The organism is Psychrobacter sp. M17(2026), assembly GCF_055699815.1.
Window position 1 is genome coordinate 815,390 of the sequence record NZ_CM146741.1, and the last position, 18,268, is coordinate 833,657.

At 44.3% G+C, this 18,268-nt stretch carries 15 protein-coding genes; 12 read left to right on the forward strand and 3 right to left on the reverse strand.

Annotation, left to right across the window (positions count from 1 at the left end; genetic code table 11):
• Positions 1-47: 47 nt before the first annotated feature.
• From nuoE to ACR63T_RS03595, 11 genes are all read left to right on the forward strand, one after another.
• Positions 48-557, forward strand: coding sequence for an NADH-quinone oxidoreductase subunit NuoE (gene nuoE / locus ACR63T_RS03545; RefSeq protein ID WP_201572355.1), 510 nt, complete (start codon positions 48-50; stop codon positions 555-557).
• The gene (gene nuoF / locus ACR63T_RS03550) at positions 554-1,978 is read left to right on the forward strand and encodes an NADH-quinone oxidoreductase subunit NuoF (protein ID WP_472784778.1); all 1,425 of its coding nucleotides are present in this window, start codon (positions 554-556) and stop codon (positions 1,976-1,978) included. Before nuoE ends, nuoF begins: the two co-directional genes overlap by 4 nt.
• A 10-nt stretch (positions 1,979-1,988) precedes the next feature.
• A complete protein-coding gene (nuoG, locus tag ACR63T_RS03555; protein ID WP_472784779.1) occupies positions 1,989-5,069 on the forward strand; it encodes an NADH-quinone oxidoreductase subunit NuoG in 3,081 nt (1,026 codons plus the stop codon).
• A 52-nt stretch (positions 5,070-5,121) separates the two neighbouring features.
• On the forward strand, positions 5,122-6,120 hold the full coding sequence (gene nuoH, locus ACR63T_RS03560; protein ID WP_371747923.1) for an NADH-quinone oxidoreductase subunit NuoH: 999 nt from the start codon (positions 5,122-5,124) through the stop codon (positions 6,118-6,120).
• A gap of 37 nt (positions 6,121-6,157) precedes the next feature.
• Positions 6,158-6,706, forward strand: a complete 549-nt coding sequence (gene nuoI, locus ACR63T_RS03565; protein WP_305899720.1) for an NADH-quinone oxidoreductase subunit NuoI — start codon at positions 6,158-6,160, stop codon at positions 6,704-6,706.
• Positions 6,703-7,476, forward strand: a complete 774-nt coding sequence (gene nuoJ, locus ACR63T_RS03570; RefSeq protein ID WP_472784780.1) for an NADH-quinone oxidoreductase subunit J — start codon at positions 6,703-6,705, stop codon at positions 7,474-7,476. Before nuoI ends, nuoJ begins: the two co-directional genes overlap by 4 nt.
• 113 nt (positions 7,477-7,589) lie before the next feature.
• Positions 7,590-7,883 (forward strand): NADH-quinone oxidoreductase subunit NuoK, encoded by a 294-nt coding sequence (gene nuoK / locus ACR63T_RS03575; protein ID WP_201573727.1) that lies wholly within the window; start codon positions 7,590-7,592, stop codon positions 7,881-7,883.
• A 2-nt stretch (positions 7,884-7,885) separates the two neighbouring features.
• Entirely contained in the window at positions 7,886-9,760 is a 1,875-nt protein-coding gene (gene nuoL, locus ACR63T_RS03580; protein ID WP_472784781.1) for an NADH-quinone oxidoreductase subunit L, read from the forward strand.
• A gap of 1 nt (position 9,761) precedes the next feature.
• Positions 9,762-11,390 carry an NADH-quinone oxidoreductase subunit M gene (nuoM, locus tag ACR63T_RS03585; RefSeq protein ID WP_305899723.1) on the forward strand — a complete coding sequence of 543 codons (1,629 nt, stop codon included), beginning with the start codon at positions 9,762-9,764 and terminating at the stop codon, positions 11,388-11,390.
• A 3-nt stretch (positions 11,391-11,393) separates the two neighbouring features.
• Positions 11,394-12,872: an NADH-quinone oxidoreductase subunit N gene (locus tag ACR63T_RS03590; protein ID WP_201572386.1), complete on the forward strand. Its 1,479-nt coding sequence runs from the start codon at positions 11,394-11,396 to the stop codon at positions 12,870-12,872.
• A gap of 211 nt (positions 12,873-13,083) precedes the next feature.
• Positions 13,084-13,905: a ferredoxin--NADP reductase gene (locus tag ACR63T_RS03595; protein ID WP_472784782.1), complete on the forward strand. Its 822-nt coding sequence runs from the start codon at positions 13,084-13,086 to the stop codon at positions 13,903-13,905.
• A gap of 122 nt (positions 13,906-14,027) precedes the next feature.
• Here the strand turns inward: ACR63T_RS03595 and ACR63T_RS03600 are convergent, their stop codons facing one another.
• Positions 14,028-14,969, reverse strand: coding sequence for a hypothetical protein (locus ACR63T_RS03600; protein WP_472784783.1), 942 nt, complete (start codon positions 14,967-14,969; stop codon positions 14,028-14,030).
• A 263-nt stretch (positions 14,970-15,232) separates the two neighbouring features.
• Between ACR63T_RS03600 and ACR63T_RS03605 the strand changes: the two genes are divergently transcribed.
• The gene (locus ACR63T_RS03605; RefSeq protein ID WP_472784784.1) at positions 15,233-16,204 is read left to right on the forward strand and encodes a mechanosensitive ion channel family protein; all 972 of its coding nucleotides are present in this window, start codon (positions 15,233-15,235) and stop codon (positions 16,202-16,204) included.
• A 13-nt stretch (positions 16,205-16,217) separates the two neighbouring features.
• On the opposite strand, the gene ybeY is transcribed toward ACR63T_RS03605, so the two are convergent.
• Together ybeY and ACR63T_RS03615 are read right to left on the reverse strand one after the other, a co-directional pair.
• Complete coding sequence (gene ybeY, locus ACR63T_RS03610) at positions 16,218-16,778, reverse strand: rRNA maturation RNase YbeY (protein WP_472784785.1); 561 nt, start codon at positions 16,776-16,778, stop codon at positions 16,218-16,220.
• A 147-nt stretch (positions 16,779-16,925) separates the two neighbouring features.
• The gene (locus ACR63T_RS03615) at positions 16,926-18,068 is read right to left on the reverse strand and encodes a PhoH family protein (protein ID WP_472785223.1); all 1,143 of its coding nucleotides are present in this window, start codon (positions 18,066-18,068) and stop codon (positions 16,926-16,928) included.
• Between the last annotated feature and the right edge of the window lie 200 nt (positions 18,069-18,268).

Here is an 18,268-nt window from a genome sequence, read left to right on the forward strand (position 1 = left end):
TTGTGAATACTGCGAGTCGCATGAGGCGTCAAGGATATAAATAAGTTATGAAAATTGTTACTGATAAAGCGCCAAAGGTCGATGTAGCTAGTATTTTGACAGCGACTGAGATTACTGCTATTCATGAGTTTATGCATCATTATCCTCATGCTCGTGCCGCCTCCTTAGATGCGTTAAAGATCGTCCAAAAGCGTAATGGCTGGATCGATGATGCTCAAGTTAATGCTATCGCGAACCTGCTAGATATCCCCGTGACTGATATCGATGGTGTGGCAACATTTTTTAATCGTATTTATCGTCAACCTGTCGGTCGTCATGTGATCCTTATTTGTGATTCTGTAGCCTGTTATTTGACAGGTTATGAAGCGTTGTCGACTGCTTTTAGAACAGAATTAGGCATTGAATACGGTCAGACTACCACTGATGGTCGCTTTACTATTTTGCCGATTTGCTGCCTAGGTAACTGTGACAAAGGTCCAGCTGTTTTGATCGATGAAGATACTTATGGCCCTGTGCAGCCTGAAGAGGTCGCGCAACTATTGGAGCTATACGCATGAGTTTAACTGTTGCAGAGCAAATCGCTCAACGCCAACGAGGCTTGGCACCTAGCCAACTAAACGAGCAGCGCATCCCTGTCTATGGTGATAAAGCGACGGCTACTAGCGAGACTAAACCATTAACGTGGCGTTTAGCGCATCATGATGCCGTGCTTGATCTTGCGACCTATGAGTCATTACGCGGTTTTGAGGCGTTAAAAATAGCGCTTAATCAATCCGCTGATACTACTATGAAAACCATCAAAGATGCGGTGGTCAAAGGTCGTGGCGGGGCAGGTTTCCCTGCAGGTATCAAGTGGTCGTTGATGGCACCACCTGATGGTGGGCCGCGCTATCTAGTTTGTAATGCTGATGAGATGGAGCCTGGAACCTTTAAAGATCGCCTGCTTATGGAGCGCCTGCCATTTCAATTGATTGAAGGCATGTTGATATCCGCTTATGCCATTGAAGCAAACGTAGGATATATCTTTATTCGCGGTGAATATATACTGGCAGCCGAGCGCTTAAACGCGGCCCTCGATGAGATGCGTGCTAATAATTTAATCGGTGATAATATTTTAGGCTCAGACTTTAGCTTTGATTTGCATGTGCACACAGGGGCAGGTCGCTATATCTGCGGTGAAGAAACGGCATTACTCAATGCTTTAGAAGGTCGCCGCGCTAATCCACGTACTAAGCCGCCATTCCCGCAAGTCGCTGGGGCATGGGGTCGTCCAACGATCGTCAATAACGTTGAAACCTTACATAACGTCTCTGCGATTATCTTACATGGTAGCGAGTGGTATCAGGATTTGCCAAAAGCCAAAGGCGTAGTTGAAACGCCAGGCACTAAGCTATTTGGCTGTTCAGGACTGGTGAATGACCCAGGTCTATGGGAATTACCTTTTGGCTATACCGCGCGCGAGATTATAGAAGATTTCGCTGGTGGTATGCAGGAAGGTCGTACGCTTAAGGCTTGGTTACCAGGCGGTGCATCTACTGACTTTTTGACCGCTGATCATCTAGATACTGTTGTTGATTTTGATACGATTCAAGCCGCTGGTAGCCGTATGGGCACAGGGCTGATTATGGTAGTCGATGAACAGCAAGATATGGTGCCACTACTACGCAATTTAGAGATATTCTTTCAGCGTGAGTCTTGCGGATTTTGTACGCCATGCCGTGATGGACTGCCTTGGGGAGTCAAGTTGCTAACAGCTATCAATGATGGCGAAGGGCAGTTGGGTGATGTCGAAAAGCTAGAGGGCTTAACACGCGACTTATGGCTTGGTAAGACTTTTTGTGCTCACGCTCCGGGTGCTATGGAGCCACTAATGAGTGCGCTTAAATACTTCCGTCCTGAGTTTGATCGTAAGATTACGCAGTCGGTTGGTAGTGATGTCATCGAAGCTGCAGACCATCAACAGCTAGTCGCAAAATAAGGAGAGCGCCATGGCAGTCATACATATTGATGGAACGACCGTTGAGGTAGATGGTGGCGATAACTTGCTACAAGCCTGTCTATCGCTCGGCATTGACGTACCTTATTTTTGTTATCATCCAGCGCTTGGCTCAGTAGGCTCTTGCCGTCAATGCGCGGTGAAGCAATACCAATCTAAAGAAGATATGGAAGCAGGTCGCGGTCGCCTTGTAATGTCGTGTATGGTCGCGCCAAGCAATGATATGTACATCTCAGTCACTGATGACGAGGCAAAAGCGTTTCGTGCTTCAATGATTGAGCTACTGATGACCAACCATCCGCATGATTGTCCAACATGTGAAGAGGGTGGACACTGTCACTTGCAAGATATGACTTATATGTCCGGTCACAATCATCGTCGTTATCGCTTCACCAAGCGCACTCATCATAACCAAGAGCTTGGTCCTTTTATTGCCCATGAGATGAATCGCTGTATCGCTTGCTATCGTTGTGTACGCTTTTATAAAGACTATGCAGGCGGTGAGGATTTAGGCGTTTATGGCTCTAATAATCGAGTCTACTTCGGACGTGATGAAGACGGCCAATTTGAGAGCGAATTCTCAGGTAATTTAACCGAAGTGTGCCCAACGGGCGTATTTACGGATAAGACTCACTCAGAGCGTTACAACCGTAAATGGGATATGCAGTACGCGCCAAGTATCTGTCATGGCTGTTCAGCCGGTTGCAATATCTCACCAGGTGAGCGCTATGGCGAGTTGCGTCGTATTGAAAACCGCTATAATGGCGAGGTAAATCGCTACTTCTTATGTGATCGTGGTCGCTTTGGCTACGGTTATGTCAATCGTAGTGATCGTCCTACCCAAGCGCTTGAGCGTATTAATGACAAGCATGTCAAAATCAGTCTCAATTATGCGCTTGATGAAACTATCGATCGTTTGCAAGGTAAAAAGGTCATCGGTATTGGCTCACCACGCGCCAGTCTTGAGACTAACTTTGCCCTCAAAAGCCTAGTAGGTTTTGATAACTTCTCAACCGGTCTCAATCATCAGCAGCAGGCGCTAGTCAATAAATGCATTGAGGTATTGAGCACTGAGGGTATCTACAACCCTGGCATGACCGATATTGAGAGTCATGATGCGGTGCTGATTTTAGGCGAAGATATCACTCAGACATCCTCTAGAGTGGCATTATCTATTCGTCAAGCCGCCAAAAACGAAGCGATCAAAATGGCCGCTGCTGCCAAAACTCAAGCTTGGTTAGCTGAACCTGTCCAGCGTATCGGTCAAGGTGCATTAAGTCCAATTTATATCCTTGATGTGAGTCAGACTAAACTCGATGATGTCAGTAAAGTCAGTATCGTGGCAACCCCTGAAGACATTACAGCGCTAGGATTTAAGGTCGCTGATGAAATTGCTAATTTAGCAGATGATCTAACTCAAATTAAAGCTCCTCAAAAGCTGTCGAATGAGCAAAACGCGCAGCAAGCAGATCCTATGCAAGCTCTGGCGCAGCAAATTGCTTATGATTTAATTCAAGCAGATAAGCCGCTTATCGTCTCAGGTACTAGCCTGTCCTCTATCGCTATGATTGAAGCGGCAGCGCAAATTACTCAGGTACTCACCCAAAAACGTGCGGCGATCAAAGCGACTGAGCATGGTCAAGTAGAAGCGCATAATGCCCATATTCGTGGTGATAATGTTCGCGCGGCTGAAGATCAAGCAAAGACGGCTCAGCCTACTGAGGATAAAGAACTAGCAGCCAAACCTGCTAAGCCTGAAACTGGTACTAATAAAGATGCGCAAGATGATATTGAGCGTGCGCCTGCTGATAGCTTAGAGATTAAAGAAGAAAATGCTGACTACAGTGCGCAAGCGAGTATTTATTTAACGGTTACTGATGCTAATAGTATGGGTGTTTGTATGCTCGGCGGTCATTCGGTTGAAGAGCTATTGGCAACCGACTTTGAAGTAGTCGTAGTCGCTGAGAACCAACTTACTGACGCTATCGATGCGCAAAAATTAAGTCAGCTATTAAGTGATAAAACGGTAATCGCGCTTGATCATCAGCTATTAGACTGGCACAAAGATGTCGATATTGTACTGCCGGCGGCTAGCTTTGCTGAGGCTGATGGAACTTTGGTCTCAAGCGAGGGCCGTGCCCAGCGATTCTTTCAGGTCTATGATAATAACTACTATCATCCGACCAGTAATATAAAAGAAGGCTGGCGCTGGCTGCATGCAGTGCATAGCAGCCTGATGGATAGATCTATCGATTGGCTGCAACTCGATGATGTGATTAGCGCATTGATCGCGACTCATCCAAAACTTGCGGGTATAAAAGACGCCGCTCCTGATGCTGATTATCGGATTACAGGGCTTAAAATTGCCCGTGAACCGCGCCGCTATTCAGGCCGTACCGCTATGCGCTCACCGATATCAGTGCATGAGCCTATGCAGCCCAAAGATTGGGATACCGCTTTGACTTTCTCTATGGAAGGTTATAGTGGCACACAAACGCCAAGCTCGATGATTCCGTTCGCCAGTGCTGCTGGCTGGAACTCACCACAAGCTTGGAATAAGTATCAAGACAAAGTCGGTGGTAGCCTGAAGAACGGTGACCCAGGTATCCGTCTGTTTGATCAGTCAGAGCGTCTGGCGACTCGTCAATATGTAGCGCCAGAAGTGAGCACTATATCTACGACGGATATAGACCAAGGCCAAGCCAAGCTTGTACCTATCTATAATATTTATGCCAGCTCTATGATGGCATCAAGAAGTCCTATCGTCGCTGAGCAATTACCTGTGGCGACTTGGCGCATCGGTACTGATGATGCTAGCAACTGGAATATGGCTACAGGTGATTATCTAGAGATTACTGTTGATAATCATCAGATAGTACTCCCTATACAAGTAGTGCCTTATTTGGCAGAAGGCTGTATAGGTTATCCTGTCGGTCAAGTTGCTATTATTCATCCCTCAATGCCAGCTTCAGTGCGCCGAGTAGCTGCGCCTGTACCAGTGGCAGATATAATAGATGAAATGACGACAGATGCGATAGATTCTGCCGCTTCAACTAGCATACAGGAAGTGTAATATGTCGTTTACTCGTATTATCCCTGATGTGCCAAGCTTTTTGGCCGGCACAATGAGCTTTGATAGCTGGTCGATACTATTCCTAGTTGTGCAATCACTGGTTATCTTTCTAGTAGTCGTTATTGTCGCTGCAATGATGATTGTTTATGAGCGCCGTATGCTAGCGCTTTGGCAGGATCGTTATGGCCCCAATCGAGTAGGGCCTTTTGGCTCACTACAATTGGTTGCAGATATGCTCAAAATCTTCTTCAAAGAGGATTGGACGCCAAACTTTACTGATAAGTTTATGTTTACATTGGCACCTGCGGTCGCGATGTTTACCGCGCTGGCCTCATTTGCCATTATTCCGATTTCACCTACGCTTGGTGTTGCAGATTGGGATATTGGGATTCTGTTCTTCTTTGCTATGGCGGGACTGGCAGTCTATGCGGTGATGTTTGGCGGTTGGGCTTCTGCGAATAAGTTTTCTTTATTGGGTGGACTACGTTCAGCGGCGCAAACGATTAGCTATGAAGTATTTTTGGGCTTATCTTTGATGGGTGTGGTTGCTTTATCAGGCTCATTCAACTTGCGAGTCATTGTCGAATCGCAAATTGACGGCTGGTACATTATTCCGCAATTCTTTGGTTTTTTAACCTTTGTCGTTGCTGGGGTGGCAGTCACTCACAGACATCCCTTTGATCAGCCAGAAGCGGAGCAAGAGCTTGCCGAGGGCTATCATGTTGAATACTCTGGCATGAAGTTTGGCATGTTCTTTATCGGTGAATATGTCAACGTAGTACTGATATCAGCGTTGATGACTTGTCTGTTCTTTGGCGGCTGGCTGCCACCGTTCAATTTAGATATTCCGTTTGTGCCTCCTGTATTTTGGTTTATGATTAAAACGCTATTTTTTATGACGTTGTTTATTTTGGCGCGTGGCTCCTTGATGCGTCCGCGTTATGATCAAGTGATGAATTTTGGTTGGAAAGTTTGCTTGCCGATAACGTTAATTAATTTATTAATTACGGCCGCGGTTATATTAATCTTCTTTCCAACACCGATAGTGTAATAATTAGCAGGATTGCGCTAATAAGGATAATAAACTCATGTTCACTAGTATAAAAAAGATCGTTGTTGGGTTCTATACTATTATTCGTAGTATGTGGATGGTCAATAGCCATGCCATCAGACCGCGCGATACTATTCTTTATCCAGAAGTTCCTGTGCCTGTACCACCAAGATTTCGCGGGCGAATTATTTTGTCTCGTGATCCTGATGGTGATGAGCGCTGTGTGGCTTGTAATCTATGTGCCGTTGCCTGTCCTGTAGGCTGTATCTCCCTACAAAAAGCGGAGCGTGAAGATGGACGCTGGTATCCTGAGTTTTTTCGGATTAACTTCTCACGCTGTATATTTTGTGGCTTGTGCGAAGAGGCGTGTCCAACGACTGCTATTCAGATGACCCCAGACTTTGAGATGGGTGAGTACGTGCGTCAAGATCTGGTCTATGAAAAAGAGCATCTACTAATATCAGGCCCAGGTAAATATCCTGATTATAACTACTATCGAGTATCTGGTATGGCATTGGCAGACAAACCAAAAGGTGCCGCACAAAATGAGGCCGCACCTATTGATCTAAGGAGCTTGCTGCCATGATGAGTTTTATGAACAACCCTGAGCTAGTCGGGTTTTATGCTTTGAGTGCAGTGGCTATATTTGCCAGTTTACGCGTCATTATCCTTGCCAATCCCGTCCATGCTATTTTATCAATGATAGTTACTTTACTGGCTATCGCGGGTATCTTTTTCATCATCGGTGCCTCATTTGCAGGAGCGCTTGAGATTGTCGTTTATGCTGGGGCAATTCTAATTCTTTTTGTCTTTGTCATTATGATGCTCAATTTAGGTATGGCGAATGATGCTCGCGAAGAGCGTTGGCTAGATGCTAAAACTTGGGCAATACCGACAGGCTTGACGGTTATTATTGCGGTCATCATGTTTGCTATGGTCGGGTTTGACAGTGCAGATACCGTAAATACTCCGATGATTGGTGGGGTAAGTGTTCCTGCCAAGGTAGTCGGTACTGTACTGTTTAGCAAGTACGTTTTGCTAGTGGAGATTGCCGCATTATTACTACTAGCAGCTCTAGTTGCCGCTTATCATCTGGGCAAAGAGTCTATCGATGATGAGATCGTCGGTAATGATAGTTTGAGTTTTCAGCCAAGCGTTGGCAGTATTGAGATATATGATCACAATACTGCTGGTGATACGATTGACGGCGTTGAGATGGCTAAGCCTTATGAGTATAAAGACGTTGACCCATATGATTATGTAGGTAAGTCGGTGGACAAGTCAGTCGGCAGAGCGACAGATAATTTAGCAGATAGGTCACAAAACAAGCCTATCTCGCGTAAGGAGTCAGACTAATGCTGCAAGCAGCAAGCGTAGCCGCAGAGGTGGCAACTGTACCGTTTGCCCATGAGGTAGTAGGCTTAATAGAGCCTGCCGCTCAGGTACAAAACGTATTAGGCGTGATTCCTATGAGTCACGGACTAATATTAGCAGGTATCTTATTTGCTATTGGTCTTTGTGGGGTAATGGTCAGACGTAACTTCTTATTTATGCTAATGAGCCTTGAGATTATGATGAACGCGGCCGCTCTAGCTTTTGTGATAGCGGGTAGTCGCTGGGTTGATCCAGATGGACAAATTATGTTTATCTTCATCTTGACTTTAGCAGCGGCTGAGGTCTCTATTGGTCTGGCATTATTACTGCAATTTTACCATAGACGCGGGCATCTCGATGTCGATAGCGCCAATGAGATGAGGGGATAATCATGAGTTTATTACCCTTAACCTTTATCTTTCCGCTGATAGGCTTTTTAATTTTGGCCTTTATGCGTGACAAGTTAACAGAACAAGTGGCCGGCTTAGTAGGGGTTGGTAGCATGGCGCTATCCGCTCTTTGTACGCTAGTTGCCAGCTTTACTTTTTTGAGCACTTATCCTGCGGGTACCGTAGTAACTGTCCCTTTATGGACTTGGATGCAAGTCGGTGACTTTGCGCCGACGTTTGGACTTAGCTTCGATGGCTTAGCCTTAACTATGCTTGGCGTTATCACAGGTGTCGGCTTTTTGATTCATCTGTTTGCTGCTTGGTACATGAAAGGTGATACAGGCTTTGCACGCTTTTTTAGCTATATGAATCTATTTGTCGCCAGTATGTTGCTATTAGTATTGGCAGATGATTTGCTGCTGTTATATTTAGGCTGGGAAGGCGTTGGTATTTGCTCCTATTTGCTGATTGGCTTTTATTTTGAAGATCGCGCCAATGGTCGCGCAGCGATGAAAGCCTTTACGGTAACTCGTGTTGGTGATGTGTTTTTAGCTTTTGGTTTGTTCTTGTTGTACCGCGAATTTGGTACGCTTAATATTCAAGAGATTATCACGCGTGCGCCTGAGATGTTCAGCGTCAATGATCCAATTATGATTTTGACGACGATGATGCTGGTTGGTGGTGCTATGGGTAAATCAGCCCAGTTGCCACTACACACTTGGCTCGCTGATGCGATGGCAGGTCCGACGCCAGTATCGGCACTGATTCATGCTGCGACTATGGTCACTGCGGGCGTTTATTTGATCGCTCGTATGCATCCTCTATTTGAGCTGACGCCAGGTATCTTATTGTATTGGGTTGGTGGCGTTGGTGCGCTAACGCTAGTGGTTGCAGGATTTTGTGCGCTGGCACAAACCGATATCAAGCGTATCCTTGCTTACTCGACGATGAGTCAGATCGGTTATATGTTCTTAGCGCTTGGCGTTGGTGCTTGGCAAGGGGCTATCTTCCATCTGATGACCCACGCCTTTTTTAAAGCATTGTTATTCTTGTCATCAGGCGCAGTGATACTCGCAGTCCATCATGAGCAAAACATATTTAAAATGGGCGGTTTGCGTAAGAAAATACCTTTAGTGTTTTGGTGTTATATTATCGGTGGCGGTGCACTAGCCGCGATACCTTGGGTGACCGTTGGTTTTTATTCAAAAGAAGCAATCCTATGGGAAGCTTACGCCACGGGTCATCAAGTCCTATTCTATATGGGCGTATTCGGTGCTTTCTTAACGGCGATTTATACTTTCCGTATGATTTGGATTGTGTTCTTTGGCGAAGAGAAAACTCCAGCACATAAGCTATCTGGTGTCTCTTATTGGTTGCCGTTAAGTGTGTTATTAGTGCTATCCACTGCTGTAGGTGCGTTGATTGTACCACCGTTACAAGGTGTCTTACCCGAGAGCGTTGGGCACTTATTAGAAGTTGCAGGCAATGCGCATGGCAAACACACTGCTGAGTACATTGCGATGGGTGCACTAGCAGCAGGTTTGGTAGTAGCTGCCTTGCTATATGTGGTTAACAAAGGTCGCCTATTGGCTAGCTTCAAGCGCTCCAGTATTGGTGGAGCCTTATACTATTGGTGCTACCACGGTATGGGTTTTGATGCGTTGTATGATTTGGTGTTTGTAAAACCCTTTTTATTGATTGGTCGCTTGTTCAAAACTGATCCCGTTGATAAGACTTGGTTGATATTACCAGCGCTGGCATCAGCAGGTAATAAAATATTATCACAAACGCAAACAGGGTCACTTCGAGGCTATGCTACAAGCTTTGGCTTGGGAATGGCAGTACTCTTGGTACTGGTAATGATGACGGTGGTATAAGATGATAGAGTTACAACAAACGTGGATGCTACCTGCACTGATTGCCATTCCATTTATAGCAGGGTTATTATGCTGGTTGGTTGAGCGTCATAATAAGCGCTTGCCGCGCTGGATCGCTCTGATTGGTATGATACTGACCTTTGGGTTGTCTTTAGTGCTATGGCAGTATGGCAACTTCAATGGTATGAGTGATCGCGTTCTTGATCCACAAGCGAGTGCCCCTTGGTTTGCAGAATTTAGTGTGCCGTGGATACCGAGACTAGGTATCAGCTTTCATCTAGCGATGGACGGTATGTCGTTGCTAATGGTCGCATTGACTGGTCTTTTGGGTGTGGCAGCGGTTGCTTGTTCTTGGAATGAGATCCAACGCCGAGTCGGCTTTTTTCACTTAAACTTGTTATGGAGTTTAGGTGGGGTCATTGGCGTTTTCATGGCCATTGATATGTTCTTGTTCTTCTTCTTTTGGGAGATGATGCTGGTTCCTATCTACTTCTTGATTGCTATTTGGGGTCATGATGTGGTCGGTGGCAAAACCAAAGAGTACGCCGCGACTAAGTTCTTTATTTATACTCAGCTCTCAGGGCTGATCATGCTTATCGGTATTTTATTACTGGTGCTGTTCAGTCAAGCGCAAACAGGCCGCTATAGCTTTAATTATAATGATTTACTCGGCACCTCTATGGGTGGCTGGGAATATCCGATTATGCTGTGCTTCTTTATTGGCTTTGCGGTTAAGCTACCGATTATCCCGTTTCATGGATGGTTACCTGATGCGCATGCGCAAGCGCCAACAGCAGGTTCAGTTGACTTGGCAGGGGTACTGATTAAGACGGCGGCTTATGGTTTGATTCGTTTTGTACTGCCGTTATTCCCAGCAGCCTCGCAAGAGTTTGCCCCAATCGCTATGACTTTAGGTACTATCGGCATCTTTTATGGCGCGTGGCTGGCCTTTATGCAGACCGATATGAAGCGCCTGCTCGCTTATACTAGTATCTCGCACATGGGCTTTATCGTCTTAGCTATCTATGCAGGAACGCTGCTTAGCTTACAAGGCTTGATGGTACAGATGCTCGCACATGGTCTTAGCTCAGCGGCGCTATTTATTATGGCAGGTCAGCTCTACGAGCGCTTGCATACGCGCGATATCACTGTGATGGGTGGTATGTGGGGGCAGTTTCGCTACTATGCGCCGCTATTGATGTTCTTTTGTGCTGCGCTATTAGGTATCCCTGGTACAGGTAACTTTATTGGTGAGTTTATGATCTTATTTGGCTCATTTGCTCAGTATCCTGTGTTTGTAGTATTTGCGACATTCAGCTTAGTATTAGCAGGCTTGTATTCATTACTACTAGTGTATCGAGCGCTATTTGGGGCTAATACTACCAAAGAAGTTGCAAGACGTGAAACCAAAGATCATGGTCTACCTGAACGGCGCCTAAAAGATTTAGGACGGCGCGAGATATCATTATTGCTGGTGTTGGCAGTAGGTTTAGTATGGCTTGGGCTTTACCCACAGCCAATATTAGATACTTCAAGCCATGCGATGCAGTGGATCAATAATGCTTATATTTATAGTGAAATCACTCAAGTCGATGCGTCACAACTGCTTGATGCAATGGAGGCACGTTAAGTCATGAATGAGTCTATGATGAATGATTTGATGGGGCTGATGCCTTATGCACCAGTAATTGCCGTATCGATTACCGTGCTGATAGTAATGATTGCCATTGCTATTAAGCGCTCGCACTTTATCACGGGCACGATCACAGTAGTTGGTCTCAATATCGGTCTGTTTATCTTGATCGGTCAGATGACAGGCTATATAGAAAGTGCACCTGTATTGTTAGAGGCCGGTCAGCTATTTGCAGTCGATGGTTTTGCGCAGTTCAATATGCTCATTATCTTTATCTGTGCGCTGGCCTGTTGTACGCTCTCTTATGCTTATATGGTCAGTTATAGCGACAATAAAGATGAGCTATATTTGCTCATGCTATTATCAACAGTTGGTGCGCTCTTAATGGTTTGCGCGCAACACATGGCCTCCTTCTTCGTGAGCTTAGAGCTATTATCTGTACCCTTATACGGTATGTTGTCCTATACCTTTTTACGTAGCAAATCGCTTGAGTCAGGTCTGAAATATTTGGTGCTATCAGCTGCCGCCTCAGCGACTCTGCTTATGGGTATGGCCTTTATCTACGCGCAAGTGGGCTCACTGAGCTTTAAATCTATTAGCTTGCAGCTGGCGACTATGTATCAGTCACCGCTACTGGTATTGGGCACAGCCTTGATGATGTTCGGTATTGCCTTTAAGCTTTCAGCTGCGCCGTTTCATATTTGGACGCCTGATGTCTATGAGGGTGCACCTGCACCTGTTGCGACTTACTTAGCTTCGGTGACCAAAGTGGCCATGATGGCTTTGGCCATTCGATTTTTACTTGATACGCAGCTATTGGCGCTGCCCTCAGTACAAATACTAATCACAGTGATGGCAACCTTATCTATTTTAGTAGGTAACTTATTAGCCGTACGCCAGACCAATCTTAAGCGCTTACTAGGCTATTCATCTATCGCTCACATGGGTTATGTATTGATTATTATCGTCAGTATTGGCCCTGGTGCTGATAGCGTCTCGACAATGTATATGGCGATTTATGCCTTTACCTCTATTGGTGCTTTTGGTGTAGTAACCTTGATGTCTAGTCCGTTTAGGCTTTCGGGTGAGGCGGATGAGTTAGTTCATTATCAAGGTCTTTTTTGGCGTCGTCCTGTATTGACAGCCTCGATGACTATTATGATGTTATCTCTAGCAGGTATTCCACTGACCGCAGGCTTTATTACCAAATTATTTGCAATATTTGCAGCGGTACAAGGCGTACAGTGGTTCTTAGCCGCGATGATTATTATCGGTAGTGCTATCGGACTGTTCTATTACTTGCGAGTGATGCTAACACTCTTTAAGCGACCTAAACAGTTTATCGAGTTTGACGTAGTAGGGCATTGGGGTGTGCGCACTGGTGGTATTATGGTGATTGCGGTTACCTTGGTCATTGTGTACTTTGGCATCTTACCAAGTACGATGATCGAATGGTCTACATTGGCTCGTATTTGGTAAGTTAAAGTTTTTAAAGTTCAATCGATTTTAGGCTGTTATCAATAACAGTCGATCAATAACAAAGGTTAGCGCAGGCTGGCCTTTTTGATTTTTACTGTTTCATTTCAAAGTGAGTTGATTTAAGTTTTTATGACCACATGACTAATGATTAGCAATCAAGTACCCGAATATAATTATCAAAACTGACTACCGATTATGAGTGATAACTATTATGAGTGACAATATTCAAAGCGTGACTGTGCTTAGTAAGACCACTTGGACACCTAATTTATTTAGCTTCACCGTCACCCGTCCCGATAGCTTCAAATTTACCGCAGGGCAGTTTGTACGCTTAGGGGTCAACCCGAGCCAGCTGCAATATTACAAAAATAATGAACAGTCAGCCGTTGATGAAGCAATTAATGAGGACATCTTTCGCGCTTACTCTATTGTGTCATCACCTTTCGATGAGGTGCTAGAGTTTTTCTCTATTGTGATTCCTGATGGCGCGTTTACCTCGCAGTTGCAGCATTTGCAAGTTGGTGATGAGCTGTTACTAAATACAATGCCGTTTGGGTTTTTAACTTTAGCGCGTTATCAGAAGCCTGAACCCAAAGATTTATGGTTATTAGCCACAGGTACAGGGCTTGCGCCATTCTTATCTATGCTGCAAGACTTGCAAACGTGGCAAGATTACGAGCATATCGTGTTGGCTTATAGTGCACGTACCATAGAAGAGCTAGCTTATTTAGATAAAATTCAGCAACTGGAGGCAGATTTTGGTGCTTTAGTTGATGATCCTGCTAAGCTGATATTCGTACCGATAGTGACTCGCGAGCCGATGGAGGGCGCTTTGACCGAGCGCTTGCCTAAGCTTTTATTGGATAATAGCTTGCAGGAGCGGGCAGGTATAGCTTTGGACACGGACAGTGCTCATGTCATGCTCTGTGGCAATCCTGATATGGTAGAGGATACTAAGGAGACCCTGAAAACTTTAGGCTTTGTGATGAATCGTCGCGGAGAGGGAAATATTGCGGTTGAGAATTATTGGTAAGCTTGCTTGATGAGTTAATAGTCCAATATAGACCCAAAAAGCCGCAAGCTGTCTTTAATCTTAGAAAAATTGCGGCTTTTTATTGTTTACATACTGGTGGATTTTTTACCTAGTAATTAAGCTTAAGCTTCTTTACTAGGTTCAGTCGCATCACCAATTGGGTTGATCGGACCTTTCATCATCTCAGGCTCTGCCTCGCCGCCATAATAGTCCGCTTGTACTTGCTCCGCCTGTTTTTTATTATCAGCATCAATGACGTCAACTGTACTGTCACTATTGCTGTTATTGTCCTTTTCGCTAATGATGTTATCGCCATTACTGCCGCCTAATAAATCACGATAGTTGACTTGAGTTTTTAATACCAACTGCTCTTCTTCAACCTCACCGTAGTTCACTTGCACTTTATGCAAGGTGCTCATGATTTTTTCATTATTCTTCAGCCAGCGATGAATATCTAAATATATAATGTCTTCTTTAGCACGGGCGATATTGATATAAGTTAAGATCACGCCTAAGGGGTCTTTTTTGAGCACTTTGTGATAAAACCAAACTGCAAGCTTGATGCCTTGACGCTTTACAAAGGACTCACAGCGCAAGTTAAGCACATCGGTAAAGGTGAGCTGACCAAATACAAAGCGCTGTACGTTACGATCTATTTGCACATGCACTAGCCTAAAGTTACTAGCAACCTCGACATAAATACCCGCAACATTGATCGTACAAAACAGGCGAAACCACTTTTCATGTAGCTCAACTCGTATCTCCAAAATAGCATTAACATTATCGGTGACGAACTTTTGCAGCGCATCATTAACATACTTTTGCGGGACTGGCAGGGCAATTTCATCTTCGATTTTGTCAGTGGTTTTGCCATATAGGTTTTTGAGAGATTGGGTAAGGCTATCCCAGCCCTTGGTAAAAGATTCACTAAGGCGATAGCCTAGCGTTTCGATAAAATCATCAAATTCGTTTAGAGTATCAGTGCTACGTTTGCTACCACGCTTGCCACGGCTATAGCTTGCATTATCGGTGCTATTTAGGTTGTCACGGTTATCAGAGATCAAGCTGTTAATCCTTGTAGTCGATTGTTGGCAGATTTGCTGACAGTTGCAAAGCAGTAAGAAAAATTATTATATAACAAAACAGCTAGACACAAAACTGATGCAAGTTCATTGTAGCAAATCAGCTAAATATTCTAACAATAAAGACGACAAATCTTTAGGGCGTGTTGGATCCTTCACAAATGAGTGCTGCTGATAGCTAAAGAGTTAGCAACACTGAGTACAAAGTGAGTAGCAGCTGTAGCCGTCTAATTAGCCTGCATGTTATGATAGCACCGTTTAAAGATTTAGCTATTGAATTGCAGCGCGTCAATACGCCCAAACACGCCCCAACACATTTTAAACTAAGAGTAATAGTTATTATGGAATTTTTAGGATTTACGATAGATGTCGCTACTTTGACAGGCAGCGCTTTGAGCTTATTATTTAAGGTGCTAATTGCGCTTGCGATATTTATCGTCGGGCGCTGGCTGGCACAAAAAGCTACTACTTTCATTAACAAAATCATGGTGCGTGGTCATTTGGATGTGACCGCCGCTAACTTTTTAAGTCGCCTAATTTATGGCGTGATGATGGTCGTAGTGGCGTTGGCCGCACTCAATCAAGTGGGCGTGCATACTACCTCAGTAGTCGCAATCTTGGGTGGCGCAGCAGTGGCTATCGGTCTTGCGCTAAAAGATCAACTATCAAACTTTGCCGCGGGCATCATGATCGTCACTTTCAAGCCTTTCGTAAAAGGCGATTATGTGCAAATCAGTAATTATACAGGCACGGTTGGTGAGATTACCTTGGTCAATACTCATCTAACCACTATCAATAACCACGACGTTATCATTCCAAACAGCGATATCACCACTTCTGCTGTTGTCAACTATACAGCGCTCCCAAATCGACGTGTCGATATCACTATCGGTGTCGGCTATGATGCTAATATTAAAACAGCCAAAGATCTGATATTAAAATTAGCTATCGAGAATCCTGTTTCTTTTAACGACCCAGAGCCTATCGTACGAGTGACCAACTTGGGTGATAACTCGGTTGATTTGACTCTGAATGTTTGGACGACTAACGCTGATTGGTGGTCAATGCAATGTGATTTGCTCGAACAGTTCAAAGAAGTATTTGACAGTGAAAAAATTGATATTCCTTTCCCGCAGCGTAGCGTACATATCAAAGGTTTGGATCAGATGATAACGAATATGGACCAATCACAAAAAATACCTATGGATAAAGATTAGCTATTATTCTGCATTATAAATAGGGGTTAGCTATTTCTAATCCCTCTAAAATCCCAATCTCAAAGCGTTCCATCTCATCCTGTTCAGCTTGTCCAAGCTCATGATCAAAGCCTAGCAAATGCAATATGCCATGTACGAGTAGATGAGTAATGTGCTGCGCTAGGGTCTTGTTTTGTTCGGTGGCTTCGCGTACAAGCACTTCATGACAGATAATCAATTCCCCCAAAGGGATAGTCGACATCAGCTCAATAACACTTGCTGGCATCTCGCTTGGGTAAGACAAAATATTGGTCGCATAATCTTTGCCACGTGCTTCCATATTTATTTCACGACCTTCAATAGCATCGGTTATATAAACGTCTAATGCTTTAGGCTTAGATTGCCACAGCTCATTACTGACCTCTGCAAAGTAGGGTAGCTCAAGACCTAATTCAAATTTTCTATCAATATAGTTTAACGTAGCTATTAAAGCGGTTTGTATTACCTCTTCGCTATAAAATTCACTGAGTAATTTATTGTCTATATTTTCATTAGCGCTGATGGTTATTTGGTTACCGCTTACATTGTTATTCATAATCGTATTATTCGCTTTAAAATATAGATAGGTGTCTCATGATATTGTAACTTTGTTTTATGACCATACAATTTATGACCGTAAAATAAAAACCAGACTAGCAAAGGTCTGGTTTTTATTTTTAAAAAGCTATACTCGAACGTAAAACTACAATCTAGCCGCCGCATTAGCCATAATAGCACGGCGATCTTGCTCAGCGATACGCTCACGCTTTTGCTTCTCTTGTAGTATCAATTGCTCTTCATCGAACACATCGTAAGCTTCAACGATTTGCTGTACCAATTGATGGCGTACCACATCTTTTGAGTCAAACTTAGTAATGCGAATCTCTTCGATATCCTTTAGAATCTCCATCGCTTGCGCCAGACCTGACTTGGTACCGCGTGGCAAGTCAACTTGTGAGATATCGCCTGTAATGACGGCGCGCGAGCCAAAGCCCAACCGAGTCAAAAACATCTTCATCTGTTCAGGCGTCGTGTTCTGCGCTTCATCCAAAATCACGAACGAGTTATTTAAAGTACGCCCGCGCATATAAGCGAGTGGCGCGATCTCAATCTCTTGGCGCTCAATCATCTTGGCAACCTTTTCAAAGCCGATCATCTCGTAGAGTGCGTCATATAGTGGACGCAAATACGGATCGATCTTTTGGGTTAAATCACCTGGCAAAAAGCCTAATTTCTCGCCCGCTTCTACCGCAGGACGTACCAGTAAAATACGCTCAATCTCATTACGCTCAATCATATCGACCGCACAAGCGACCGCCAGATAAGTCTTACCTGTACCTGCAGGTCCGATACCGAAAGATACATCCGAGGTTAAGATATCTTTAACATAGCGTTGCTGATTACCACCGCGTGGGATGATTCTACCTTTACGAGTGCGCAAACTAATTGGTGTAAAGTCATCGACGCTCTCTCCGTCAGTACCATCTGAGTCCTCTTCATTGAAAGCCGCGCCTTTTTTCTTATTCTTATCCGCATTTTTAGCAGCACTGTTGGCGATTTTGTCATCGGCTATGTCTTGATCGCGTGAGATACTAGACTGAATAATAAGATGCAGCTCTTCAGCGCTAATGTCTTTAGAGTTTTGCGCCTCATCAGCCAGCTTGTATAAGATACGCTCTGCGCGCTCAATGTTCGTAATATCACCACTGACACAAAAGTCACTTTGACGTTGGCTTATTTTTACATCGAGGCGATCTTGGATATATTTCAGATGGTTATTATATTCGCCAAGCATGGTTTTAAGATGAGCTTGGGTGAGGTGTTCAAAGATTACATGGCGGCTCATAGAGTCAGTCAAGCGATTATCCTTATGGTGTTTGCCTAATAAAGCAGGCTAAATAGATAAAATGATTATTAAGTTATAAGGTTAAGGTGAATGAATATCTTACTTTCATTATGGTTGATAATATTTAAATTTCAAGCTATGAGCTGTGTTGAACAACGCCATTTTGTATATAGATTGCAACCACTCAGCTTGATGATAAT

Coding starts and splice junctions, on each gene's coding strand:
- ACR63T_RS03590 (WP_201572386.1), top strand. CDS start 11,394: ATGAATGAGTCTATGATGAATGATTTGATGGGGCTGATGCCTTATGCA.
- ybeY (WP_472784785.1), bottom strand. CDS start 16,778: ATGAATAACAATGTAAGCGGTAACCAAATAACCATCAGCGCTAATGAA.
- nuoE (WP_201572355.1), top strand. CDS start 48: ATGAAAATTGTTACTGATAAAGCGCCAAAGGTCGATGTAGCTAGTATT.
- ACR63T_RS03615 (WP_472785223.1), bottom strand. CDS start 18,068: ATGAGCCGCCATGTAATCTTTGAACACCTCACCCAAGCTCATCTTAAA.
- nuoH (WP_371747923.1), top strand. CDS start 5,122: ATGAGCTTTGATAGCTGGTCGATACTATTCCTAGTTGTGCAATCACTG.
- nuoM (WP_305899723.1), top strand. CDS start 9,762: ATGATAGAGTTACAACAAACGTGGATGCTACCTGCACTGATTGCCATT.
- ACR63T_RS03595 (WP_472784782.1), top strand. CDS start 13,084: ATGAGTGACAATATTCAAAGCGTGACTGTGCTTAGTAAGACCACTTGG.
- ACR63T_RS03605 (WP_472784784.1), top strand. CDS start 15,233: ATGATAGCACCGTTTAAAGATTTAGCTATTGAATTGCAGCGCGTCAAT.
- nuoF (WP_472784778.1), top strand. CDS start 554: ATGAGTTTAACTGTTGCAGAGCAAATCGCTCAACGCCAACGAGGCTTG.
- nuoG (WP_472784779.1), top strand. CDS start 1,989: ATGGCAGTCATACATATTGATGGAACGACCGTTGAGGTAGATGGTGGC.
- nuoJ (WP_472784780.1), top strand. CDS start 6,703: ATGATGAGTTTTATGAACAACCCTGAGCTAGTCGGGTTTTATGCTTTG.
- nuoI (WP_305899720.1), top strand. CDS start 6,158: ATGTTCACTAGTATAAAAAAGATCGTTGTTGGGTTCTATACTATTATT.
- nuoK (WP_201573727.1), top strand. CDS start 7,590: ATGAGTCACGGACTAATATTAGCAGGTATCTTATTTGCTATTGGTCTT.
- nuoL (WP_472784781.1), top strand. CDS start 7,886: ATGAGTTTATTACCCTTAACCTTTATCTTTCCGCTGATAGGCTTTTTA.